This window comes from Pinirhizobacter soli (assembly GCF_015905305.1).
Classification (GTDB): domain Bacteria; phylum Pseudomonadota; class Gammaproteobacteria; order Xanthomonadales; family Rhodanobacteraceae; genus Pinirhizobacter; species Pinirhizobacter soli.
The window spans coordinates 90803-112493 of the sequence record NZ_JADZLQ010000001.1 but is presented as its reverse complement, the minus strand read 5'-3'; the positions used below and the strand labels follow the sequence as shown (position 1 = coordinate 112493).

Sequence of the window (21691 nt, the reverse complement as noted above, 5' to 3'; positions counted from 1 at the left end):
AATCGGGCGGATGAATGATGCGGGCCTTCACTGGAGCCCGTGGACCCGGTCGCGCGATGGGGGAGGGGAGCGACCGGTATTGTCCAAAAACACTTCCACGCGTTCCATGCGTCCATCCACCCGGCCTGGCCAGATGGATCCTGCTTCTCCCAGCCAACATCAAGGCCCCGCTCCGGCGGGGCTGCGAACTCCCACAATGCTCTCACAACCCTCGCACGGGGAAATTTCAGCGCTGAATAGTGCTTGCCGGGAGCAGCGGGCTATGATGCGCCCGGTTAGGTCGCTAACGACGCAAAGCGGACGTCGCCATCACAGCAGCGTGGATTGCACGACGGGCGTTGATTTCTTATCTGTGGATCGGAGATGAGTGACATGATGAATTATCGAGCTGTAGCATCGTTTCTTATTACTGCCCTAGCCATTGCGCGCCCAGGTCTCGTTTTGAGCGCACCTGTCGATGAAGCGGCTATTCGTCATGTTGCAAACGTCGATAAATCTATAAGTCTCTATTTTCGTACCGCGGATGGCTTACCTATAAGCGAGCAGGACTTCCTGCAAGCCGCGAGTCACGGCAAGCCTTATTACGCGGTAGAGCCCACCTATAACGGAAAACTGGTCGTCGTGAGCGGTGAACCCGTGTTGTGGGGCGCTAGTTCACAAGCAGGGGAACGCGCTAGCAATGTGAAGATAGGACAAGCTATGCCGGAGTTCACGCTGGTGACATTGGAAGGTCAGCACCTATCCAATTCGATGTTCAAGGGGAAACTGACGCTTGTCGACTTTTTCGGCTATGGATGCGGACCATGCATAGAGGAAATACCTGCGTTGAATGCATACAAAGTGGCGCACCCGGAAGTTCAAACACTTGCGGTCTCCCCAGATCCCGATATTTACATTCGCGACCTCGCCCTCAATAAGCATTTCTCTTGGTCCATAGCGGCAAATGCGGCCTCGCTTTTTCAAAGTCTCGATCTACCGGCAGTACCGACAATGGTGTTGATAGACGACAAAGGTAGCGTCGTTGCGATGAAAATTGGGCCTATCAAGGCGCCAACTAGCCGGACGGTTACCGAGGGGAGCATCGCGCAGTGGGTAAAGAGTTCGCTAGATTCCTCACAAATGCATTGAAGATGAGGAGCGTGGGCTGCCGGGAGGCATGATCCGGCGGCATGTATATTGACAACCGGCACCGGCCGTACCGGAAACCTTCGCGGCGAGCTTTCTGGAGTTTGGCTTATGACGAGATCATCTCTTCGATCAGTGTTTATTGCAGCGAGTGCTTTCGTTTCTTCTGCAGCGTGCGGTAGCACCCTGCTAGGGAAGTGGGCGCTGTCCGTGGAGAACCCCGAGCACCGTGCAATTGCAACGCTCAAGGTTGAGTTCACAGACGAGACCGCCAGATCTTGTTTGGGAGGAGACTGGAAGGTTGTAAAGGTAGATTCCGCGTCAACTCTAGATGAGAATTTCTTTCCGGCGTCTGACCCGCTCGCTTATCGAATAGAGAACCAGCAACTCACTATCGGTCGCAACGAAATGTGCGATGCATATCTTTTGCTGGAGGGAGCATTGAACGGTCCCACAGTTATAGGTAAGTACCGCACCTTTGGGCAATTTGGAAGCACTCAGCGTGGCTACTTCAGTCTGAGGCAGACTTTTTGACGCCGGTGCCATAGCGGATATTAGGGCCAACAGGCCTATTCACTGGATCCCGTGGACCCGCTCGCGCGATCGGGCACTCTCGCCAAGTCACCTATCGGTAATGTCGTCCTTAACCAAAGGTACAAACGCACCCCGCGCATAGACGCGACCGCGCTTAACGGTCATCAGCACGGACTTAAGATTCTTCAGGTCCGCAAGCGGATTGCGGGTGAACACCACCATGTTGGCGAGTTTGCCTGGCTCGATGCTGCCCATATCGCGCTGCTGGCCTGCCGCTTGGGCACTGATGAGCGTGGCCGATTTCAGGATCGCATCGTTCGGCATGCCGGCTTTGGTCGCCATCGTGGCGAGTTCGTGAAACAGATCCGGCCATGGATCGGTCCAGTCAGCGGTGAAGTCGGTTCCCGCATCGATCGATACGCCGGCGCGGTAAGCCTGGCCAGTGATCGCACCGCCCACCGTGTCGTCGCAGCTACCCGGGGGTAGGGGAGGCATGGTGGTTGAACCAGACGTATCTGAACTGTAGGCCCAAAGCGTGGCATCGAGGATGGTGCCTCGCCGCACCATTTCCTTGAAAAGACGAGCCAACGCCGGATTGTCGCCGTGACGAAATCGCTTCAGGTCGACAGGCGCATGCGGCTCGTTCCAGCCAGGGACATGCGCGTCGGGCTCGCGGATGAGCAAACAGGCATGCGAGATCGCGTCGACTCCCGCTGCCACCATGTCCGAGGGTTTGGCGGGATAGGGCGTTGCGTGGGCCCACACCAGTAGCCCCTGTCGATGCGCTTCGGTCGTGATCCGTGCGGCGAGATCGGCAGGGAGGTCGGCGTAAAGCTTGATCGCCGTCGCCCAGGTCCCTTGCGCTCGCGCAACCGCCAGGGGCAGATCGGTGTCTTTAGTGATGGCCTGCATCCAGGGCACGTGGCCCGGCGTGCCGCCCGCGGAAACCTGGCCGGCGCGCTCGTCCGTGAAGAAGGCGGGACCGGCCATCAGCGCGGCATAGTAGATGTCGGGAGCGGGGATCTCGCCGACCAGGCTGGCACGGGTGAGCTCCGCCACCGGGCGAAGGTCGTCGGCCATGTCGCGAACCGCCGTCACGCCTCCGTACAGGTCGCGCCGCAGGATCGCTTCGGCCTGCCGCCTATTCGGCGGGGTGGCCAGATGGACGTGCGCGTCGATCATTCCTGGCATCAGGAATTGTCCGTGCAGATCGATTACTTTTGCTTTGGCACGGAGCGTTGGCTCCAGTTCGGAGTCCGGCATGACGCGGAGGATACGTTCACCTTCGACGAGGACGTCCATGTTGGCCCGCGGGGGAGCGCCCGTGCCATCGATAAGGGTTGCGCCTTGAAACAGGGTAAGGCTGGACGGCGGCGCTTTGTCGGTGGCGGGTTCAGTCGCGTGCGCGAAAGCGCAGAACAGGAGCACGGCCAAGGTTATGGCTGGCCGGATCGATGCGGAAATCGTGCGGATCGGTATCGGCGTGGCTGATTCGATGCCGCCTTTTTCGTCATCCATCCTGCTTCTCCTGTCATGGCGAACCGTCAGTGACACTTCTACCGTGCGGAGCGTTGCAATGACAAGAGAGGCTGTGCTAGACGGGCGGCGATCATGGGTGGATTCAATCTGCTGGCTGGGTATACTTTTCCGACTCATTATTGGCGAGCAACGTGGACCGACTCGAAGCAATGGCCATGCTGGTCTCCTCGGTTGAATTGGGGAGCCTATCGGCTGCGGCGAGACGAATGCGGATCCCGGTCTCCACGCTCACGCGAAACGTCAACGATCTTGAAGCGCTTCTGGGCACGAAGCTCCTCGTCCGAACCACTCGAAAGCTCACGCTGACCGAGGCCGGCAATGAATATGTCGCCGCCGCGAAGCAGATCCTGGAGCAGGTCGATGAGCAGGAACGCCGTGCCGCTGGTGAGTTCCGGACACCGCGAGGCGAATTAGTCGTCGCCACTCCCGTGCAAGTTGCGCGATTGAGAGTCCTAACAGTCATAGATCAGTTTCTGGCACAGTACCCGGACGTACGAATCCGGCTTTTACAGTCGGACCGAAACGTCGATCTGATCGATGCTCATGCAGACGTCGCCATTCGGATTGGGCGCTTGCGCGATAGCAGCCTGGTCGCGACGCGCATAGGGACATTAAGGGTCGTGGTCGTGGCCAGCCCGGGTCTTCTCAAGAAACATGGTATGCCGGAGACACCGGAAGATCTTCGGGATTTTCCCTGCGCAGTATTCGATAGCCCCTATCTTTCGCCCTGGCGTTTCCGAAATCCCGACACGGAAGAGACCTTCACGGTTGCGGTCGTGCCGCGATTGCTTGTGCTATCACCGGATGCGGGGGTAGACGCCGCCATCGATGGGATCGGCGCGACGCTCGTTCTCGAGCACGACGTGGACGAAGCGGTGAAGGCTGGGAAATTGCAATATATCTTGCAAGCGTACGAAGTTGAGCCGTTACCCGTGCATCTGGTGCATATCTCGCGCCACATCATGCCCGCCAAGCTTCGACATTTTGTCGATTTTTCTGTACCGAAGCTTCGCGCTGAGCTCGCCAGCTTTGGGCGCATTCCTGAAATTTAGCGTGCAATCCGCCGTCTGCGATGGCTATCGGGACGGCGGGCTGTAGTGCGGCTCGCGTCGCTACGTCAGAACTGCGTCAGACCGCCATCAACCACCAGTTCGGCGCCCGTGGTGTACGACGAGTCGTCGCTTGCCAGGAAGAGCGCCGCCTTTGCCACCTCGCCCGCTTCGCCAAAGCGCTTCAGACCGGTCTTCGCCGTGATGGCAGCAGCGACTTCCTGGAGCGTCGCGTCGGGCAAGCCAACCTTGCTGTAGAAAGGCGTTGCGATGGCGCCGGGGCTGACGGCATTGACGCGTATGCCGCGGGGCGCAAGTTCAGCGCCCAAGGTGCGAACGAGAGACCGTGTCGCCGCCTTGGTCGCCGCCAGGATCGAAAGGCCCGGATACCCGATCGTATTCAAGAAGGACGTCGTAACGATGATGCTTCCACCCCTGGTGATGAGTGGGGCGGTCTTCTGGATCGTGAAAAACGTCCCAGTGAAGTTCAACGCCAGGTTGTCGGCGACGTACTCCTCCGTAACAGCTTCCAGCGGGGCTACCGTCGTGGCGCCTGCGTTCGCGAACACGACGTCGATGTGGCCGAATGTCGCCTTGGTCTCGCCAACCGCGCGTTCGATGTCTGCGACCCTGCGGATATCGGCATGAATCAGGAGAGCCTTGCCGTTGACGGCAGCACCCGCGGCCGCCAGACGATCTTCGTTCGAGCCGACCAGCACCACGTGGGCGCCCTCGAGCTGAAAGAGCTTTGCTGCCTCCAGGCCGATACCTGACGTGCCGCCGGTGATAAAAGCGACTTTGTTCTTGAGCTTCATACTAAGTACTCCTCGTTGGGTGGGTTGGTTGGGGAACGAGGAGAACGATGCATCTAATCAATCGGGTGGTGAATACGGAAAAAGCGAGCAACATCTGCTCGCAAAACGATGAAGTGGCTTTGCGGCTGGACTGGGCCGATGGGGCTGCCGTCGCGCGGGGGAGCCGACCGCCGGGTCATCAGGGGTTGGCGACAGCTTCGCCGAAAGCCCATCGGCCTCTCAGGCTGCGACGCCCCATCGCTGCATCGGATTGAGCTGAGCAAAAACGAATCGGGCGGATGAACGATGCGGGCCTATTCACTGGATCCCGTGGACCCGGTCGCGCGATGGGGGAGGGGGAAACCTTAAGTATGGAAATCGGTCCAGATATTGACGATGCCCGGCTGATAGTGGCCCGGCTAACCACGGCCGGGTCCTACGAGGCTGTCGGAGAATTAATTCGAGAGATCGCCGAGGCCGAGGAGCCCAAGCCAGCGACCGTCGCTCTGGCTATTGCCTGGTATGGCACCGAGCCTGCACGGCTCGACTTCAGTGCAATCAAGCGAACGGCTCTCAAAGGAGCACTTCAAGTCGAACTTGCAAAAAGCCAGATTGTGTCCCAGGAACGACTGTCCACGGCGGCGGACAGGCTCGCAAAGCGAAACTATTACGTTGCTACGGCGAGCCTGATTGTTGCTGGCGTGAGCTTGCTCGCGACTACGCTTCAATTGTTTTTCGCGCGGTAATCCAGATATCGGAATTGATACGCGTTCGCATAAGCAGTTTGAGTTCGGCGGCAATTTGGAATCGTTAGGCCGCTGATAGCAGAGGCTACTATTGTATTTTACATAATATACATTATGCGAAGTAACGGAGGGTCCTAGGCGTCGCTCTAAGCCCCGCGCGCCGCGTACTTGGCATGTCTCCCCCGAGGGCTTCCGGGACCTCCGCTACGGGTGTTTTCTTAGGGCTGTTGTTCGCCTGTTGCGCATCCTGCGTTGCGGCGATTTGGGTGCTTTGCAGCCCGAGTGGGAAGGCTGGGTCATCAACCGCAATGGGCTTTTTCCTCCTGATGGCCGTCGCTTTGATCAGGGCGGCATGCGCCGTTGGTGGCTGACCCAGAATCAGGCCGCGTGTTTTAGACGTGCCTATGACGAAGGCCGGATTCTAGGGGGTGTGGGGCACCGCCCCGCGGTGACGCTTCAACCCGAAGTCGTGCAGGCCACGGTGGTGACCGAGGCCCTTCCGTCTCCCCAAGAAGCGATCCTCCAGCTAGCCGCTCTTCTTGCCCCTGCGCTCCGCCGCATGGCCATCCAGGCGGACCCGGGTCCTTCGCCGTCGGCTCGCAGGGTTCCGGCTTGCCGGACCCTGCCGACGCCGGAGGAACCCGGGCTGTTGCCTTCCCAAGCGCCGGAAACCCAGGCAGAATGGGGCTTGCCGAGCATCGCGCTGGGTATTGTCCCTACAGTTAACAAGGGACTAAAGCCCCTAGATCGGGCCCAAAATGGGCCCAAACCGTGTAATCTACCTCCTGCCTCTAACGAGTCCCAGGAGATTTAGCCATGCCTGTTTTTCGGTTTCCAGACGAGCTGAGAGCGGAGGCGACCGCCTACGCGTCATCTATTGGTCTTTCGGTCAACGCCCTGGTGTGCGTTGCTCTCCGCGACTACCTAGACGCTAGGAAGGGGCTTCAACCGGGACGACAAGGCGTCGGGGTTGAAGCCCCTCAAACCCATCTTTCTGGAGCCAAAGCGTTCGCTGCGGTCGATGCTATTGCGGGCCCAAAGCGTACTAAGGCCGGGCCCGGTATAGACCCGTTGCAAGTACCTAAAGTGGGTGTCAACGACCCCTGCCCTTGCGGCAGTGGCCAGAAGTACAAGAGGTGTCACGGTAAGCCGTGATTGATTCGAAGAGTGCGGCACCCGGCCTAGTTTTGAAGGCCTGACCGGGTGCCGCGATTGCTAACGCAACCGGGGCGTAGCCCCAGGGAAATCATCTCATGAAAGCTGCAGAACGTAGGACTTTGGAGCGTCGTCGTGCTGTTTGGGATTCGGTTTTGGAGAGGCTTAACAGGGTCGGTCCTGAGAGCGATTCGTTTGACGATATCGATGCCTTTGGCCAGGTCAAGGATTATGTTTTAGACCGGCGTGATGCCCTAGATAACCTGCTTGTTAATTCGCCCGAAAAAGATCCGCGTGGTCGCCACCGAAAATCGTTTTTTAATTGCCCTCAGGGGAACGATTTGCCGGGTGCCGATCGCACCGCCCATAATGGCATCGTTTCGGGGGCAGACCATGGCTAAGCGGAGTCAGCGAAAGTATACATTATGCGAAGTATGGTAACGAGCCACTAGGCCCTAAATCCGCCTTTTAGCCCGTTTCGGCTTGTTGTTCTCCAGCACCTTGAGTATGTGCGGCCCGGTCTGTTCGCCCATCTTCATGGCCTTGAGGCACTCTGAGAGGTAGTCTCCGATCTGCAGCGTGCCCAGTACCTGGTCGAAGCTTCGATATATCGATTCACCGTACACGGCGTCTACCTTGTCGACGGAAACCTGTGGGATCGGGCCCCACGCGTCGATCATCATTGCAAGATCGATCATGTCGCGGGCTGCCGCGGAACGATCCAAGCCACGATCCGCGTTGGCCAGCAATTTCTCCGCATACATGTCGGACCGGCTGAGGACCGGAACTCCCAAAGCCGCGTTGTCCTCGCCAGAAATCTCTATTCGTCCTTCCAGCACGAATTCAAGCCGAATCTTGGCGCCCTCGACGTCCAATAGCGTCGACACCTTATCCCTCTGCATGCGTACTTCTCGAAGGTAGGTGACACTCGTCGTAACCACTTTTCCAAGTTTCGGCGGCGCCAGGGCGTTTCGGAGCAACCGATATCCATCCCTGTCGGAACACAGGAAATCGATATCTACGGATTCGCGGTACTCACCCAGAAGGAGCGCGATAGCAGTTCCGCCTCCGAAATAGCATTTCGCTTCACTCAATAAAGCTGAATTGAGTGATGAAAGCACCTTGTGTATCTGCTGGTGATGCAAACGGCTAAACATGAAGCACTCCGTTTCCATACGTGTGGACCAACTTGTCCAGGAAAGCGGCTTCATCCGGTGTCATGGCTGAGCAATCGACCATGTCCCAGCTGCGCTCATACAGCGAAAGAGCATCCCTCTCGGGAATCGTGTCTTCTTTTTTGCGATTCCACGCGACCAGCTCCAGCTGCGGAAAGTCACCGATCCTGACAAGCCGCGGCTTAACGGAGAATTCCACTCCCAGTGCACTCATCGCAGCAGCATACGTGGCAAACGCAACCCCTGGTTTGCCCTGCTCCACTTCAATGAGCTTCTGGCGTCCTATCCCTGCCCTGGCTGCCAGTTGCGCTTGGGTGAGCCCCAGCTTTCTACGCTCCGATCGGAGCATTTGCCCAAAGTCGGCGGTCAAGCGAGGGGTGTCCGTAGAGGTGCTCATGTCGCGAATATACGACACAAGCGACAAAAAGTCACATTTTCACGACATTTTTGCTATACGCCTTTGTCGCACACTTAGCCTTCTGCCCATTGGAAGAGCCAACGCCTTTATTTCAATTCGCCAATCCGCCTCTGCAAATCGCCCTTCTTGACGGGATCGGGCTCGGCGGCGAGACGCTCTTCCAAGATGGCAACTTGAGCAACGTCGAGTGCATTCTTTGCCGATGTCTTCACATCCGGCACCACGCCAACGCCCTCCCAATCGGTGTGTGTGACCGGGTTGATAGAACGGCCATTGGGCACGAACATCATGAAGTGCGCGCTCAAGCGACGTGGATTTCCCGGGTGTGCGCCGCCGCCCGTGGTCTCACCGACAAGCGTAGCGCGCCCGTTGTTCTTCAGCGCATAGGCAAAGTCTTCGCCCGCAGAAAACGTGTCTTCGCTGGTCAACAGATACACCTTGCGCGCTTCACCGTACTTTTTGCCAGGTACATCGCCAGCGGTCCACCGCTCTTCGGTCCGCTTTTCATCGCGCCAGTAGATGTCGTTCAAGTGCGTGGGCTTGTCGTACAGATAGCTCGCCAGCAGCATCACGGTGTCCGGATCGCCGCCGCCGCACTGACGAAGATCGATGATCAGTGCCTTGGTATCGGCAAGCAGGGCCATCGCTGCGGCAATCCGCCCTGCCGCTTGCTGCGGTCGCCCAAAGGCGTGCAGGTCGATATAGCCGATGTTGAACTGCAGGCGGCCGACTGTCTCGACGCCGAAGTTCAGGCGCGTCTGGTGAGCCAGCTCTTCGGCCTTTTCTTCTTCCGATTGGTCCTGACCAGGTGGCAGTTCGGGAACGGTCTTTTCGAAGTAGCGAACCTCCAGGTGCTTGTCGTGACTCTCGTACTGCAGGACATCGGTCAAGGTCTCGGCCATCTTTTCGGCGCCGGTCACGGAATCGAAGTCGCCATGCTGTGACTTCGCGCGCAGCTGCTTTTCCATGGCCTGGGCTTTCTCGGGAAAAACATAGTATTTGTCGAGGTTCGCGATCGCGGCTTCGATCACTTCGTTCCGCGTGGCCTTGTCCACCGTCATGTCCTTTTGCGGCGGCCCCGGTGGACCGAGGCGGGGCATTCCGAACAATACGAACCCCAGCACGCACAGCGCCCCAACTCCGGTCACGGCAGCGATGCGGATCGTCATCGTCTTTCTTGTTCTGTTCATTGCACATCCTCGCCGGTTGGAAGCATTCGTCGGTAACTGACAAATCCAGCGTGGCGGGAAAATGTGGAGCCATTGTGGATGGCCTACGCCGCGCTACAGTTCGACGCGATAGCCCAGGCCGTAAACAGAATGGATAATCTCGACGTCCGGTAGCAGCACCGAGAGCTTTCGGCGAAGGTTCTTGATATGGCTGTCGATCGCCCGGTCGGTGACGTCGAGGTTGTCGCGGCTCGCGAAATCCAGCAATTGCGCGCGCGAGTGGATGGTGCCCGGCCGCTTTGCCATGGCGGTGAACAGACTGTATTCCGTCGGTGTCAGGTCCAGCGCCTGCGAGCGGATTCGGACCGTGCGCGTTGGCTCATCGATGTTGAAGAGCCGCATGTCATCGTCAGGCTTGCGCTGCCGACGGAGAATCGCCCTGATGCGTGCAACCAGTTCGCGTGGACTGAACGGCTTGCAGAGATAGTCGTCGGCGCCAGTCTCCAGCCCAAGCAACCGATCGATCTCCTCGACCCTGGCGGTCACCATGATGATGGGCACGTCGGAAAACGTGCGCACCTCCTTGCACAGCGAGAGTCCATCCAGACCCGGCAGCATGATGTCCAGTACGATCAGATCCGGCGAACGGTGTTTCACCCTTGTCAGTGCGGCGCGGCCATCGGTGATCACGTCGACTTCGTAGCCTGCCGCGGTGACGTAGTCGGCGATGATGGCCGACAGATCGCTTTCGTCTTCGACGATGAGGATCGTAGCCGTCATCTTAGCCTGCCAGCTTCAACACGACGGTCACTCGCAGACCGCCCAAGGGTGACGGGCCGAATTCCAGGCGGCCCTCATGCGCGTCAAGAATCTGCCTGCTGAGCGCGAGTCCCAGCCCGGTTCCGCCGAGCTGGCGATTTCGCGATGGCTCGACGCGAAAGAATCGCTCGCCCAGGCGACCGAGCGCGTACTCGGGAACACCCGGTGCGGAATCGCTTATCTCAATACGCAGTTCATCCCCGACGGCAATGCCGTAGACTTCGATACGCCCACGGGCAGCCGTGTAGCGCACGCAATTCTCAAGCAGATTCGTCACGACCTGGCGTATCCGGTCGACGTCGCAGTACACCGTCGAGCAGGCAGGCGATGCACCCATCGCAACCGCCAGTCCGGCGACGCGGAATTTCTCCGCAAAGCCGCCCAGCAGGTCCTGGACAAGGCGCCACACGTCGTTCGAGGTCTTGGTGTACGACAGTTGCCCGATGTCCGCACGCGCCAGTTGGTAGAGTTCGTCGACCAGTTTGGTCAGTGCTCCGACTTGCCGCAGCATGATCGCGAGGTTTTCGGGCGTGGAGGATCGGACGCCGTCCTGCAATGCTTCCACCTGCCCGCGCAGCACGGACAACGGCGTGCGCAGTTCGTGGGCGGTATCAGCAATCCATTGCTGGCGCGATCGCTCGGTGTCTTCCAGTCTCGCCGCGAGATGGTTGAAGGTATCGGCCAGCTCGCCCAGTTCGTCGCTGCGCCGAGTGGTCAGGCGAGTGTCGAAGCGCGCGCCCTCGAGCCGCCGCGCGCCTTCGACGAGTTGCCGGATCGGCTTGCGGAAATGCGTGGCCAGCAATGCGGCCACCAAGGCGCTCAACAACACGCTGACTGCGGCTACGATGAAGAGATTCCGTTGCTGGTCGACGAGGAAAGCAACCGCTAGCTCGTCGTCGGGATTTTGCGGTGTGGCAACAATGAGGTAGCCGACGGTCTTGCCATCGACGACCAGATGGCGCGCGAATGTGTCGATCGACGCAAATGCGATGATGAGCGGGTTCGGGACCGCGCCCGCCAGATAGTGCCTGTCCTTGTCCAGCAAGCCGATCCGGTAACCCAAAGTGGGCCAGCCTGGTTTCGCTGCCCCATCTTCCTGCGAGCGCATCAACTCTTCACGCAGCCACGTCTTGCGCCTTGCGGAGTCGGCCGGCAGGAACGACCAATCGTGATGCTGCCGGTATTGCGTCGACAATGCATCAGATAGCTTCGCCACTGATTCGGATTCGATGCGGGCGGGAACATCCGAGGGATGGTCGAACAACTTCCAGCGCGTCGTTTCGATGCCGACCAACGCCACCGTCATGATGGACAGCAGGACAGCCAAAAACAGCCGATGACCGATGGAAAGCTTCAAGGGTACCGCCCTGTAAAACGCCATCGCCGGAATCTAGTGGGGATCACTGGAGCGGGCAAGATCATTCCCGCATCAACAAGATGTCCAGGCAGAAGCACAGACCTGCCAGGAACTGCAGTGCGAAGTCTTCCCGGCGCCGTTGTGACCGATCAATCCCACCACGCCCTGCGGAAGTCGGGCGGATACACCTTGGTGAGATTCTGGATGGTCAGCATGGCGGGCCGTGCGCAGAGCGTCGGTATTCGACGAACCCAGCCTGACGACGCAATGTGGAGACATTGTGGATGGAATTGACAACCAAGAAGCATGGAGGAGCTTGCATGACTTGCGTGCAAGCATGACCGTACTTTATATTTATATATATCAAATAGTTATATACTATAGATCATGTGAAATCTACTATCAGGGCTGTACGCCCCCCAGGGCGAATGATCAAATCGTCTCTGGCAAAATGGGGGAAACCGCTAACAACGACTCACTAAATTGACGAGTAGCCTCCGAATGCCCTATCGCCTTGCCGGCTTACTGGCCACTTGCGTCCTGGCTTTTGCAGCTAAAGCAGATAGCGCTAGCCCACCCTACCCCGACACATGGCGTGTCGAACGCGTAATCATGCTCTTCCGCCACGGTGTGCGCGCGCCACTTGTGGGTGAGATTGGCGCTATGGAACTTGCGCGTCAGCCATGGCCGACGTGGCAAACACCGGCAAGCATCCTGACCCCGCACGGGCGCGAAGGCATGCGTCTGCTGGGGATCTACGACCGTGAGCGATACAGCGCGCTCCGGCTATTGCCCAACACCGGCTGTCCGGCAGACGGCAGCGTTTCGATCTGGACCAACACCGAACAACGCACGATCGCCAGCGGCCAGGCACTGGCAGAAGGCTTGGCGCCGAACTGTCATCTTGTCGTGGGCCATCAGCCCCTGGGTAGCGAGGACCCGCTGTTCCATCCGATAGAGGCTCACGCTGTGCCTTTCGACGCAAAGGAAGCGGTGCGCGAGGTGATCGCGCAGACCGGAGGTCCAGCGAAGCTCACAGCGCCTTATCGTGACGCGATCCGGTCCATGGAATTGATTCTGGATTGCCGTGCTACGGGCTGCGATATCGCCGCAACGCCGTCATCGCTAACCCCCAGCGGTGACAACCGGGGCATGAATATTAAAGGGTCCATTGCCATCACCTCAGGCACCGCGCAAGTGTTTCTTCTGCAGTACGCCGAAGGCATGCCCCTGGATCAGGTCGGCTGGGGGCGGGCCACGCGCGAACGGATTGCCGAGATCTCCCGGCTGCATGCACTGCTGTTTGACATCCATGCACGCCCGGATTACATGGCCCGCCGTATTGCCGGTCCGATGGGGCAGCACGTGCTGGCCATGCTTGCCCGCACCGATGGCCCTCGCCTGAACTTGATGGTCGCCAGCGACAACAACATAGCCGCGCTCACCAGCCTGCTCGGCGTGCACTTCCAAATCGACGGTTATGGATATGACGATCCACCGCCCGGTGGCGCCTTCGGGCTGGAGGTGCTGCGTGATCCGGCTACCGGCGAGCGCTATGTTCGCTCGTTCTACCAGGCACAGACGTTGGAGCAGCTTCGCCAGTTGACCCCATTGTCACGTACGCAACCACCCGTCATACAGTGGCTAGCCATCGATGCGTGCAAGAGGCAGGGATCGGAGGTCTGTCGCCTCAGTGACTTCGAGGCCTTGCTGCATCGCCGGACGCATCCGGAACAAAGGTGATCACCGGTCTTTCCCCCAGATCACCAGTCCGCCGCGAATGGTGTCGCGCACGCGAGCGAAGGCGGTTGGATCCTTGGCCGGATCACCATCGAGAAGCACGAGATCAGCATCCATGCCCGGAGCGATGCGCCCCTTATGCGCGGCGTAGCCAAAGCGAGAGGCTGGCGAGGTGGTCAACGAGGCTAATATCTGGCGCCAATCGAGGCCGCCCGACATGAGGCGATATTCCTCAGTGGTGTCGTAGGCGTCGGTGTAGCCGACGTCGGTGCCGAACAGGATTTCGCCGCCGGCGGCGGAAAAATCCTTCACTTCGGAGGTGATCAATTTGATCGTCTGCGCCAGGACCTCCGGCTTCTGGTGGACCTTCTTCGCCTCCCACTCGAATAGCGTCATGGTGGGGGTCAAGGCCATGTTGTGGGCGCGCATGCGCTTGATAAGCTCGGGCGTCCAACCATAAGGATCGTGGCTGCCGTCTTCTGTCGCCGTGGTGTGAGCCAGGATGTCGACGCCGGAGTCGATCGCCACGTTGATGCCGGCATAGTTGGAAGGATGCGCGAAAGCAGGTTTGCCACGCTTATGCGCTTCGGCTACCACGGCCTTGGCGATGTCCAGGCGCATGGGCAGCACGCCAATGTCGCCACCCACGATAGCGCCAGCGAATATCTTCACCGCGTCTGTGCCGCGGTCGAGCTGTCGAACGGCACGATCGGCAGCCGCTTCGGGCGTCGAGACTTCCTCGTTGGCCCAGCCGTGATCAGCAAGGTATTGCCGCACGTAGATCGGCGTACCGCCTTCGGGAAAGAACGGATCGCCACAAGTAAGAATCATGGGTCCGAGGATCTCTCCGGACGCAATGCGCTCACGCAATGCCAAGGTGTTTTCGGTGGAGGACGCCAGATCGAAGACCGTGGTGAAGCCCCAGCGCGTCAGCATCGCCTGGATGCTGCCTTCGAGCGTCGCCGCCTTGGCTGTCTTCGCGCCCATAAGGTCCAAGGGCATGATATGAACGTGGCTGTTCCAGAACCCGGCAGTGAGGACAGCGCCGTGCGCATCAATCACGTGAGCGGCCTTGGGGACGGAAACTTCAGACCGGGTGCCGACTTTGACGATCTTGCCGTCCTGCATCAGGACCACCCCGTCACGTATCTGGGGAGCGTTGGGCGACGTATAGATCTCGGCGTTCACGATAGCGAGCGGCTTGGCAACGGCTTCCCCCGATAGGGCGAAGATGGCGGCTAGCATCGCGGCCGCGACTTTTACGAATGCACTCATTGAGTTCTTCCGGAGGCGGAAAAGGATTGAAGACAATGGTGGAGCTGGGCGCGAAAGAGCGCCCGGAACTGCTTGTCGCTGGAAAATCGGTTGGCGCGCTGCATGGAGACCAGCCCTTGCGCCATGCTCGCGAGCGCCAACGCGACATCAATCGCCGGCGTGCCGCCGAGGCGCCCGTCCGCTTTAGCCTGATCGATCCTGATCATAAACATCGCTATGACCGGAGAACGGCCCGCCACGAAGTCATCGGGATAGCGCCGTGCCTCGGGGGCCGGAAGGAAGAAGGCGGCGTCGAACCTATGCGGTTGGGTGAGCGCGAAATCGAGAAATGCCTCGATCGCAGTCTCTAGCCACTTCATCGGATCTTCGGCGCGGATGGCGCGGACGATCTTCTCCCAAGCGGCGAGGCCGTCATCCATCAGCGCGTTCAAGAGGGCGTCTTTGTCGGCGAAGTGCCGATACATCGCCATGGGCGAGACGCCGGCGCGTGTGGCGACTTTGCGCACCGAAAGCCCCTCGATCCCCTCGTGGTCGAGGATGGCCCTGGCGGCAGCGAAGATACGATCCTTGCTCATGTGTACAGCGTACGCCACTACGCGTACGCTGTACACAGCCATTCAGCACTATCAGACCCATGCCCCATCAGTTGGGTGTCGTCGCCCGCATCGCCCGGCTATGTTTGCCCGAAGCCACGGGGACGCCCTGCCGATGCAACTTACCCGACGCCAGTTCCTCGCCATGGCCGCCGCCTTTGGCGCTGCCGCCATCGTGGGGACGCCGCTGCATGCCCGCTCGCGCGTCCCCTGGCGCGAACGCCGTGATCTGTACCCTGAAGGTGTCGCCTCGGGCGATCCCACCGCTGATGGCGTGATGCTGTGGACGCGCTACCCGCTGAAGGATCCAGGCAAGGTCGCCGCGCTCAACGTCGAAGTGGCGGAAGATCCCGCCTTCCAGCGCGTGGTCGCCCATGGCGTGGCCAGGGTATCCAGTGCCGCGGATTGGACCTGCCGGGCGCTGATCGGCGGCCTGAAACCGGCACACGAGTACTGGTATCGATTCACCGATGCCGAAGGCAATGGCAGCCGCGTCGGCCGTACGCTTACCGCGCCTGCGGAGGGTGACAACCGCCCTGTCCGCTTTGCCTTCGTCTCCTGCCAGAACGCCAACTTCGGTGCGCAGAACGCCTACCGCCGCATGATCTTCGAAGACGAGCGCGCCGCGCCCGGGGATCGCCTTGGGTTCGTCCTGCACCTGGGCGACTTCATCTACGAGATCGTCTGGTATCCCGAGGACCGGTCCAAGGGTATGTACGACCGGCGCATCCGCGACATCGTGCGTTATGCACACGGCGAGAAGATCGCCGATTTCCATATTCCCACCACGGTGGACGATTATCGCGCCGTCTACCACGCCTACCTGCACGATCCGGATATCCAGGACGCACGCGCCCGTTTCCCGTTCGTCGCCATGTGGGACAACCACGAATTCAGCTGGCAGGGATGGCAGAGCCAGCAGCGCTTCGACGGCAAGAACTACGCCCGCCAGACACGCAAGGTGGCCGCCAACCAGGCATGGTTCGAAGTGCATCCAGCACGGATCAAGACACCGAGCGGCTCGCGCGACCAGTTCAACCCGCCGCATGTGGTGGATACGCCGATCGATCACTTCGACGACGCCGGAATGGGCCAGGAGCCCAACAACCTCGCCGCCCTGGCCAGTCTTACCGGTTACCGCACCCTGCGCTGGGGCGCGAATGTCGACCTGATCATCACCGACCAGCGCAGCTACCGCTCGGAAGATCCGCTCGACCTCGCCGAGGCGGATGCTTTCACAGCCAAGGAATTTCCCCAGCTCGTGCCGCAGGAGGCGCAGGAGATCCTCGATGCCGGGCGCAGCTACAACCAGGGCAAGCCGCCGGCGACGATCCGCTGGGGCGACCAGGACCTGCCCAACTTCACTCGCGACAAGCCGCGCAAGGTGATCCTCGGCGCCACCCAACAGGCGTGGTTCCTGCAGCAGCTGAAGGCGTCGAAGGCCACCTGGAAGATATGGGGCAATACCACGGCCACGCTGGACATGCGTGCCGATCCACAGAACCTGCCGACCGGCCTTACCAAGCCTTGGCCGGGCGCTGGCTATGCCGGCTTCGGCGGCGGAGATCACAGCAGCGCGTACGTGGAGCGGGCCGAGATCTATGATTTCGTCGAACGCGAAGGCATCACGGGTTTCGCCACGGTCGCCGGCGACCGGCACAGCTTCTGGGCAGGCCTGGCCGCCAAGGCGTTACCGCCGCAGAAATTCGAGCCCGTCGGCGTGGCCTTCGTGGTCGGGTCGATCTCGGCACCGGGGATGGTCGAGGCCATGGAGCACAACTTCGCCAAGGAACATCCTTTGCGCCCGTTGTTCCTTGCCGATAATGCAGGTACGGCCAAGCCTGGGCCGGCCGTGAACATGTTGTTGCACCACGGCGTCCGCAGTTGCCTCGAGTACGCCAAGAGCGCCGATATGGCCAAGGCACGAGCGGCATCGAACCCGGACAACGCGCCCCATGTCTCCTTCGTCGATATGGGTGGCCATGGCTATGCCGTGGTGAAGGCGAGCCGGGACGCGCTCGAAACCGAGTTCGTCTGCATCCAGCGGCCCATCGAACGTGCCAGCGGCAACGATGGCGGGCCGCTCCGCTATCGCGTGGTGCATCGCACGCCTGCCTGGAAGAAAGGCGAGCGACCGAAGATGGAGCAGAGAATGCTGGAAGGCGATGCTCCGTTTTCGGTGTAAGTGCCACGCTTTCCGGCAGTGATAGCCCTACCCGACGCTTAGCATGAAGGAAGAGAAACCCGTGCAAATTTCAGGCATTCCATTCGGTACCACTGACTGGTCAACAATCGAGCGAACGGAACACAAGGGCGAGCGCGGGTGCGCCTATTGGAGCACACAGAACTTTGGAGCCATCCGCGTACGCATGGTTGAATACACGCCAGGCTATTTCGCAGACCATTGGTGCGTCAAAGGTCATATCCTTTTCTGCCTTGAAGGCGAACTTCATACCGAGCTTGAGGACGGTCGGACATTCGTTCTCAAGCCGGGCATGAGCTACCAGGTTGCGGACAACGCCGAGCCCCACCGCTCTCAGACCGAGCTTGGCGCGAAGCTCTTTATTGTCGATTGAGGAACACCATCAACCATGAGCGACGTAAAAACCATGATGCGCTACAAGGCCTGGGCTGACGAAGTCTTCCTGGCGAGGATTGCGCAACTTTCCGAAGAACAGCTTGTTGCTCCGCAGCCCATCCTCTTCGGCAATATGCTCCGCACGCTCCATCACTCCTATGCCATGGATCGAGTATGGCAGGCGCATCTGCTGGGCGAGGCGCACGGCTATACCACTCGCAATCCCGACAACCCGCCGTCGTTTGACGTTTTGCACCAAATGCAACTCGCCATGGATGCCTGGTATGTGACCTATGCCGATGCACTGAATACTGAAACGTTGGGTCGGATCGTCGAGTTCGAGTTCATTGGTGGCGGTGATGGTGCGATGTCGCGTGGTGACATCTTGCTGCATGTGGTCAATCACACAACCTATCACCGCGGCCATGTAGCAGACATGCTCTACCATTGCGCCGTATTCCCACCTACTACCGATCTTCCGGTATTCCTTCGAGAGAACCGTGCTCACGGGGTGTGAGCGCTCACGCGTCAGAGCGACATGCCGCCGTCCAATGTGAGGCTGGCGCCCGTCATGTAACGAGAACCATCGCCCGCCAGGTATGACACGAGCTCCGCGACATCGTGGGGTTGGCCCACCTGACCCAGCGGAACCATGCCCTTGATGTGTTCGATGTGATCAACCGTCATATCGGTCTCGATCGGGCCTGGCTGGATGTTATTGACGCGGATGCCGCGTGGCGCCAAATCCAGCGCCAGTCCCTTCACCATGGCGGCCACCGCGGCCTTGGTCATCCCATACACCGTGCCGATCGGGGTTAACGGGCGCACGGCGCTATTGCTGCCTATCGTGATCACCCGGCCGTTGTCGCCCATCTGTGTCACGGCGGCCTGGATGGCCAAATAGACGCCCCGGACATTGACGGCCAACAACTGGTCCAGGTCTTCGGTCTGGAACGATGCTATATCGCCCAGGCGGAGCAACCCGGCGTTCACAACCACCACATCGAGCCGACCAAAATGGGCGAGCGTGCTGTCCACCGCTGCACGGATGGCGATCGGGTCGGCGCTGTCGGCCTGGATGGCCAGGGCCGCCCCGCCCAGGGCGACAATGGAGGCGGCGACCTCCTTTGCGCTGTCAGCGCGGGAGACATAGGTAAACGCCACGGCGAGCCCATCCCGCGCAAGCCGGCGAACGGCGGCCGCACCGATGCCCCTGGAGCCTCCAAATACCAGGGCGACTCGCTCACGTTTCTCACTCATATAGACTCCTTATTGATCGATTGATCAAGAACTAGGGAAAAAAAGGGGCTCTGTTTACAAACTCGGCGAAGCTTTGATCCGTTCGACCGTGAACCGGCCAAGCTGGCGAAGATCGGCTGCCTTGGCCCCGCTACGTGCGGCCAGCTGGATGCCGGTCATGGTCATCAGTAGAAAGTCGGCGGTCTGCTGAACGTTGAGCTTGGTATCCAGCTGGCCTGCGGTCTTGCCTTCCCGCAAGCGCTTGACCAGCTTGTCCCTCAGGTGGGCGGAAGCCTTGGCGCGCAGGTCGAATAACTGAGGTTCTGTGGCACCGAACTCGCAAGCGGAGCCCACTCCCATGCAGCCAAGCGCGCGCACTGCGTCATCGTCGTCGACGAGGCCATCGAGCATGTCCTGGATGCCCTGCACCGCCAAGGCGGGACCTTGCAAGCGCCGGATGTGCGCTGAGGTCGAGCGTTGCTGGTAGTCCGTCAGCGCTTCAAGATACAGACGCCACTTGTCGCCAAAGGCGTTATAGATGCTTTGACGACCGATCCCCATGGCCGAAACCAGCTCTTCCGTCGACGTGGCTGCGTACCCTTTGGCCCAAAACACCGACGCCGCCTTTCGTAGCACGGTCTCGCGGTCAAATTCAGAAGGTCTTCCCATGGAGGGATTGTCAGCTATGTTGACTATTCAGTCAAGAACCTTGGATTTGCCTGCGTTTTTGTCGAGGCAGCGCCGAACTATGTCGAATGAATCCACGCCAGCAACGCCTGGGTCGGCGGCGAGAACGCGACCGGCCCGGTAATCAGCATGCTGATCATGATGATCCCAACGCCCCATAGGTAGGCCGCATGCACCCGGCGTCGCGTGAACAGGTCATACGCAGGTCCTGCGAGGGCGAACAGCATGATCACCCCGAACATCACCAACGGTGCGGCACGCCCGAACGAGTCCATCGGTAGCAGCCGACCCACGCCAGGCCCGAGGATCGATACCGTGGCGCATATCATCAGCCGGCGATGCCAGTCGGCCTTGCGGCGAAGTTTTACACCCGCCGTCACCAGTGCGCCGAACACGATGATGCCAAGGGTGTTCATGGCCAGGAAGATGGCCGGCGGAAAAAATGACGGCACCAGGTTGTCGTGTATGGAGAGGTAAGTCGCGGTCAAGGCCATGACCACCATGGCTGCGGCAAGGACCGCGCCCGCGATGCCCAGGCGTCGATGAAGCCGGATGGATCCGCGAAAGACCAGCATCGGCTGGACCACCAGCAGCACGACCCACGACGAAAAGACCGCGCCGTGGATAAAAAGAAGCACAGGCAGGCTTGGTGACGCACGGAAGTCATCTGGAACCGTGCGGGAGAAACCCCCAATGATCACGGCGGCCATCACTAGCGACAGGATCAGATAGAACGCCGGTCGCGTCCTGGAAACGGCGCGAGCGGTCGCGTCAATGCTGGTCATTACCCTTCCCCGTTGTAGTAGCACCCCGGGAGAATCGTAACCGACACGATTGTCTCCAGGCGCAGAAACATGCCAACCAGACGCCCTATATCGAAAGTAGGCGCTGACGTTGGGCCAGCTGTTGCTACTGTTGGTGGTGTATCCGGCAAAACATGCAACACCCCATTGCCGTAAACCATTCCAGGGAGTACGAACGATGCGCCTGAACCTCTCTCTTGCAATCCTTGCTCTTGCGAATCTGGCGGCTGTGCCCTGTGTGGCGCAACAGGCGGCCGGCAGTGCGCCGCGGCACGATCATCGCACCATGGTGCCGAACGGCTGCCAGCCACTTGGCGCGCACCGGGTGGGCGACATCGGTTGCTACATTGTCGTGCAGGAAGCGATGGCCGCCCTGCCAGCCGGTCAGCTCTACTGGCATCTGGATACGTTCGCCGACACTGCCGCGGCCCGCGCCGCCCGCAGCGCGAACGGCAGCGTGATGGAAGCTTATGGCCGCACCTGGCTGCTGACCGTCGCGGACGAACACTGGCGTCCCAAGGGCGGACAGCACGTTGCCTCCATTGGCCCGTTCACGCCCCTGACCGGCGGTCCGCAAACTGCCACCTTCATGGTGGCGACGACGGACGCGAACATGGATTCCATGCCGCATAGCCATGCCGGCCCCGAGGTCTTCTATGTCGTCGAAGGCGCGCAATGCCTGGAGACGCCAAGCGGCACGAAGACCCTGAAAGCCGGCGAAGGCCAGGCCGTGGCCGGCGGCATTCCGATGAAACTCTACGGCGCAGGCGACAAGACGCGGCGGGCGCTGGTTCTGGTGCTACATGACGCCACGCAGCCGGTCGTCATCCGGAATCCGAATTGGCAACCGAAGGGCCTGTGCCTGGAATGAGCGGCCCTCGCTTGAAGTAATCCAC

At 60.1% G+C, this 21691-nt stretch carries 23 protein-coding genes; 11 read left to right on the top strand and 12 right to left on the bottom strand.

Features of this window, described 5'->3' with window-relative positions:
• Positions 1-363 precede the first annotated feature (363 nt).
• Positions 364-1128, top strand: a complete 765-nt coding sequence (locus tag NDK18_RS00325) for a TlpA family protein disulfide reductase (protein ID WP_250623053.1) — start codon at positions 364-366, stop codon at positions 1126-1128.
• Between the two features lie 618 nt (positions 1129-1746).
• On the opposite strand, the gene NDK18_RS00320 is transcribed toward NDK18_RS00325, so the two are convergent.
• Complete coding sequence (locus NDK18_RS00320; RefSeq protein WP_250626739.1) at positions 1747-3177, bottom strand: amidohydrolase family protein; 1431 nt, start codon at positions 3175-3177, stop codon at positions 1747-1749.
• 152 nt (positions 3178-3329) lie between these two features.
• On the opposite strand from NDK18_RS00320, the gene NDK18_RS00315 reads away from it, so the two are divergent.
• Entirely contained in the window at positions 3330-4250 is a 921-nt protein-coding gene (locus NDK18_RS00315; protein WP_250626738.1) for a LysR family transcriptional regulator, read from the top strand.
• 65 nt (positions 4251-4315) lie between these two features.
• Here the strand turns inward: NDK18_RS00315 and NDK18_RS00310 are convergent, their stop codons facing one another.
• Entirely contained in the window at positions 4316-5062 is a 747-nt protein-coding gene (locus tag NDK18_RS00310) for an SDR family oxidoreductase (RefSeq protein WP_250623056.1), read from the bottom strand.
• Between the two features lie 350 nt (positions 5063-5412).
• On the opposite strand from NDK18_RS00310, the gene NDK18_RS00305 reads away from it, so the two are divergent.
• The 4 genes from NDK18_RS00305 (at position 5413) to NDK18_RS00300 (ending at position 7343) form a co-directional block, all read left to right on the top strand.
• A complete protein-coding gene (locus NDK18_RS00305; RefSeq protein WP_250626737.1) occupies positions 5413-5787 on the top strand; it encodes a hypothetical protein in 375 nt (124 codons plus the stop codon).
• Positions 5788-6025: 238 nt separating this feature from the next.
• The gene (locus tag NDK18_RS19460; RefSeq protein ID WP_425600621.1) at positions 6026-6601 is read left to right on the top strand and encodes a DUF3653 domain-containing protein; all 576 of its coding nucleotides are present in this window, start codon (positions 6026-6028) and stop codon (positions 6599-6601) included.
• Between the two features lie 2 nt (positions 6602-6603).
• Positions 6604-6942, top strand: coding sequence for an SEC-C metal-binding domain-containing protein (locus NDK18_RS19455; RefSeq protein WP_425600620.1), 339 nt, complete (start codon positions 6604-6606; stop codon positions 6940-6942).
• Between the two features lie 98 nt (positions 6943-7040).
• On the top strand, positions 7041-7343 hold the full coding sequence (locus NDK18_RS00300) for a hypothetical protein (RefSeq protein WP_250626736.1): 303 nt from the start codon (positions 7041-7043) through the stop codon (positions 7341-7343).
• Between the two features lie 54 nt (positions 7344-7397).
• On the opposite strand, the gene NDK18_RS00295 is transcribed toward NDK18_RS00300, so the two are convergent.
• From NDK18_RS00295 to NDK18_RS00275, 5 genes are all read right to left on the bottom strand, one after another.
• Positions 7398-8099, bottom strand: coding sequence for a nucleotidyl transferase AbiEii/AbiGii toxin family protein (locus NDK18_RS00295; protein ID WP_250623070.1), 702 nt, complete (start codon positions 8097-8099; stop codon positions 7398-7400).
• Positions 8092-8487 carry a helix-turn-helix domain-containing protein gene (locus NDK18_RS00290; protein WP_250623071.1) on the bottom strand — a complete coding sequence of 132 codons (396 nt, stop codon included), beginning with the start codon at positions 8485-8487 and terminating at the stop codon, positions 8092-8094. Before NDK18_RS00290 ends, NDK18_RS00295 begins: the two co-directional genes overlap by 8 nt.
• A 134-nt stretch (positions 8488-8621) precedes the next feature.
• Positions 8622-9704 carry a S41 family peptidase gene (locus tag NDK18_RS00285; RefSeq protein ID WP_250626735.1) on the bottom strand — a complete coding sequence of 361 codons (1083 nt, stop codon included), beginning with the start codon at positions 9702-9704 and terminating at the stop codon, positions 8622-8624.
• Between the two features lie 114 nt (positions 9705-9818).
• Positions 9819-10484 (bottom strand): response regulator, encoded by a 666-nt coding sequence (locus NDK18_RS00280; RefSeq protein ID WP_250626734.1) that lies wholly within the window; start codon positions 10482-10484, stop codon positions 9819-9821.
• A 1-nt stretch (position 10485) separates the two neighbouring features.
• The gene (locus tag NDK18_RS00275) at positions 10486-11880 is read right to left on the bottom strand and encodes an ATP-binding protein (protein ID WP_250626733.1); all 1395 of its coding nucleotides are present in this window, start codon (positions 11878-11880) and stop codon (positions 10486-10488) included.
• 501 nt (positions 11881-12381) lie between these two features.
• Between NDK18_RS00275 and NDK18_RS00270 the strand changes: the two genes are divergently transcribed.
• Positions 12382-13623 (top strand): histidine-type phosphatase, encoded by a 1242-nt coding sequence (locus NDK18_RS00270; protein ID WP_250626732.1) that lies wholly within the window; start codon positions 12382-12384, stop codon positions 13621-13623.
• Here the strand turns inward: NDK18_RS00270 and NDK18_RS00265 are convergent, their stop codons facing one another.
• Positions 13624-14895: an amidohydrolase family protein gene (locus NDK18_RS00265; protein ID WP_250626731.1), complete on the bottom strand. Its 1272-nt coding sequence runs from the start codon at positions 14893-14895 to the stop codon at positions 13624-13626.
• Positions 14892-15470 (bottom strand): TetR/AcrR family transcriptional regulator, encoded by a 579-nt coding sequence (locus NDK18_RS00260; RefSeq protein ID WP_250626730.1) that lies wholly within the window; start codon positions 15468-15470, stop codon positions 14892-14894. The genes NDK18_RS00265 and NDK18_RS00260 overlap by 4 nt, the downstream gene beginning before the upstream one ends.
• A gap of 133 nt (positions 15471-15603) precedes the next feature.
• On the opposite strand from NDK18_RS00260, the gene NDK18_RS00255 reads away from it, so the two are divergent.
• The 3 genes from NDK18_RS00255 to NDK18_RS00245 are packed head-to-tail and all read left to right on the top strand — an operon-like array spanning position 15604 to position 18583.
• Complete coding sequence (locus NDK18_RS00255; protein WP_250626729.1) at positions 15604-17673, top strand: alkaline phosphatase D family protein; 2070 nt, start codon at positions 15604-15606, stop codon at positions 17671-17673.
• Positions 17674-17716: 43 nt separating this feature from the next.
• Positions 17717-18064 carry a DHCW motif cupin fold protein gene (locus NDK18_RS00250; protein ID WP_250626728.1) on the top strand — a complete coding sequence of 116 codons (348 nt, stop codon included), beginning with the start codon at positions 17717-17719 and terminating at the stop codon, positions 18062-18064.
• Between the two features lie 15 nt (positions 18065-18079).
• Positions 18080-18583 (top strand): DinB family protein, encoded by a 504-nt coding sequence (locus NDK18_RS00245; protein ID WP_250626727.1) that lies wholly within the window; start codon positions 18080-18082, stop codon positions 18581-18583.
• Positions 18584-18594: 11 nt separating this feature from the next.
• On the opposite strand, the gene NDK18_RS00240 is transcribed toward NDK18_RS00245, so the two are convergent.
• The 3 genes from NDK18_RS00240 to NDK18_RS00230 form a co-directional block, all read right to left on the bottom strand.
• Positions 18595-19326 carry an SDR family oxidoreductase gene (locus NDK18_RS00240; protein ID WP_250623081.1) on the bottom strand — a complete coding sequence of 244 codons (732 nt, stop codon included), beginning with the start codon at positions 19324-19326 and terminating at the stop codon, positions 18595-18597.
• Between the two features lie 54 nt (positions 19327-19380).
• Positions 19381-19974, bottom strand: a complete 594-nt coding sequence (locus tag NDK18_RS00235) for a TetR/AcrR family transcriptional regulator (protein ID WP_250633630.1) — start codon at positions 19972-19974, stop codon at positions 19381-19383.
• A 77-nt stretch (positions 19975-20051) separates the two neighbouring features.
• Positions 20052-20777: a hypothetical protein gene (locus tag NDK18_RS00230; RefSeq protein WP_250623083.1), complete on the bottom strand. Its 726-nt coding sequence runs from the start codon at positions 20775-20777 to the stop codon at positions 20052-20054.
• 196 nt (positions 20778-20973) lie between these two features.
• On the opposite strand from NDK18_RS00230, the gene NDK18_RS00225 reads away from it, so the two are divergent.
• A complete protein-coding gene (locus NDK18_RS00225) occupies positions 20974-21666 on the top strand; it encodes a cupin domain-containing protein (RefSeq protein ID WP_250623084.1) in 693 nt (230 codons plus the stop codon).
• Positions 21667-21691: the final 25 nt, after the last annotated feature.

Bases quoted from the DNA above. Each gene is read 5' to 3' on its own strand.
- NDK18_RS00310 (WP_250623056.1), bottom strand. From the start codon at position 5,062: ATGAAGCTCAAGAACAAAGTCGCTTTTATCACCGGCGGCACGTCAGGT.
- NDK18_RS00230 (WP_250623083.1), bottom strand. From the start codon at position 20,777: ATGACCAGCATTGACGCGACCGCTCGCGCCGTTTCCAGGACGCGACCG.
- NDK18_RS00235 (WP_250633630.1), bottom strand. From the start codon at position 19,974: ATGGGAAGACCTTCTGAATTTGACCGCGAGACCGTGCTACGAAAGGCG.
- NDK18_RS00320 (WP_250626739.1), bottom strand. From the start codon at position 3,177: ATGGATGACGAAAAAGGCGGCATCGAATCAGCCACGCCGATACCGATC.
- NDK18_RS00245 (WP_250626727.1), top strand. From the start codon at position 18,080: ATGAGCGACGTAAAAACCATGATGCGCTACAAGGCCTGGGCTGACGAA.
- NDK18_RS00325 (WP_250623053.1), top strand. From the start codon at position 364: ATGAGTGACATGATGAATTATCGAGCTGTAGCATCGTTTCTTATTACT.
- NDK18_RS00305 (WP_250626737.1), top strand. From the start codon at position 5,413: ATGGAAATCGGTCCAGATATTGACGATGCCCGGCTGATAGTGGCCCGG.
- NDK18_RS00260 (WP_250626730.1), bottom strand. From the start codon at position 15,470: ATGAGCAAGGATCGTATCTTCGCTGCCGCCAGGGCCATCCTCGACCAC.
- NDK18_RS19455 (WP_425600620.1), top strand. From the start codon at position 6,604: ATGCCTGTTTTTCGGTTTCCAGACGAGCTGAGAGCGGAGGCGACCGCC.
- NDK18_RS00280 (WP_250626734.1), bottom strand. From the start codon at position 10,484: ATGACGGCTACGATCCTCATCGTCGAAGACGAAAGCGATCTGTCGGCC.
- NDK18_RS00295 (WP_250623070.1), bottom strand. From the start codon at position 8,099: ATGTTTAGCCGTTTGCATCACCAGCAGATACACAAGGTGCTTTCATCA.
- NDK18_RS00270 (WP_250626732.1), top strand. From the start codon at position 12,382: ATGCCCTATCGCCTTGCCGGCTTACTGGCCACTTGCGTCCTGGCTTTT.
- NDK18_RS00285 (WP_250626735.1), bottom strand. From the start codon at position 9,704: ATGACGATCCGCATCGCTGCCGTGACCGGAGTTGGGGCGCTGTGCGTG.
- NDK18_RS00265 (WP_250626731.1), bottom strand. From the start codon at position 14,895: ATGAGTGCATTCGTAAAAGTCGCGGCCGCGATGCTAGCCGCCATCTTC.
- NDK18_RS00250 (WP_250626728.1), top strand. From the start codon at position 17,717: ATGAAGGAAGAGAAACCCGTGCAAATTTCAGGCATTCCATTCGGTACC.
- NDK18_RS00225 (WP_250623084.1), top strand. From the start codon at position 20,974: ATGCGCCTGAACCTCTCTCTTGCAATCCTTGCTCTTGCGAATCTGGCG.
- NDK18_RS00240 (WP_250623081.1), bottom strand. From the start codon at position 19,326: ATGAGTGAGAAACGTGAGCGAGTCGCCCTGGTATTTGGAGGCTCCAGG.
- NDK18_RS00255 (WP_250626729.1), top strand. From the start codon at position 15,604: ATGCAACTTACCCGACGCCAGTTCCTCGCCATGGCCGCCGCCTTTGGC.
- NDK18_RS00300 (WP_250626736.1), top strand. From the start codon at position 7,041: ATGAAAGCTGCAGAACGTAGGACTTTGGAGCGTCGTCGTGCTGTTTGG.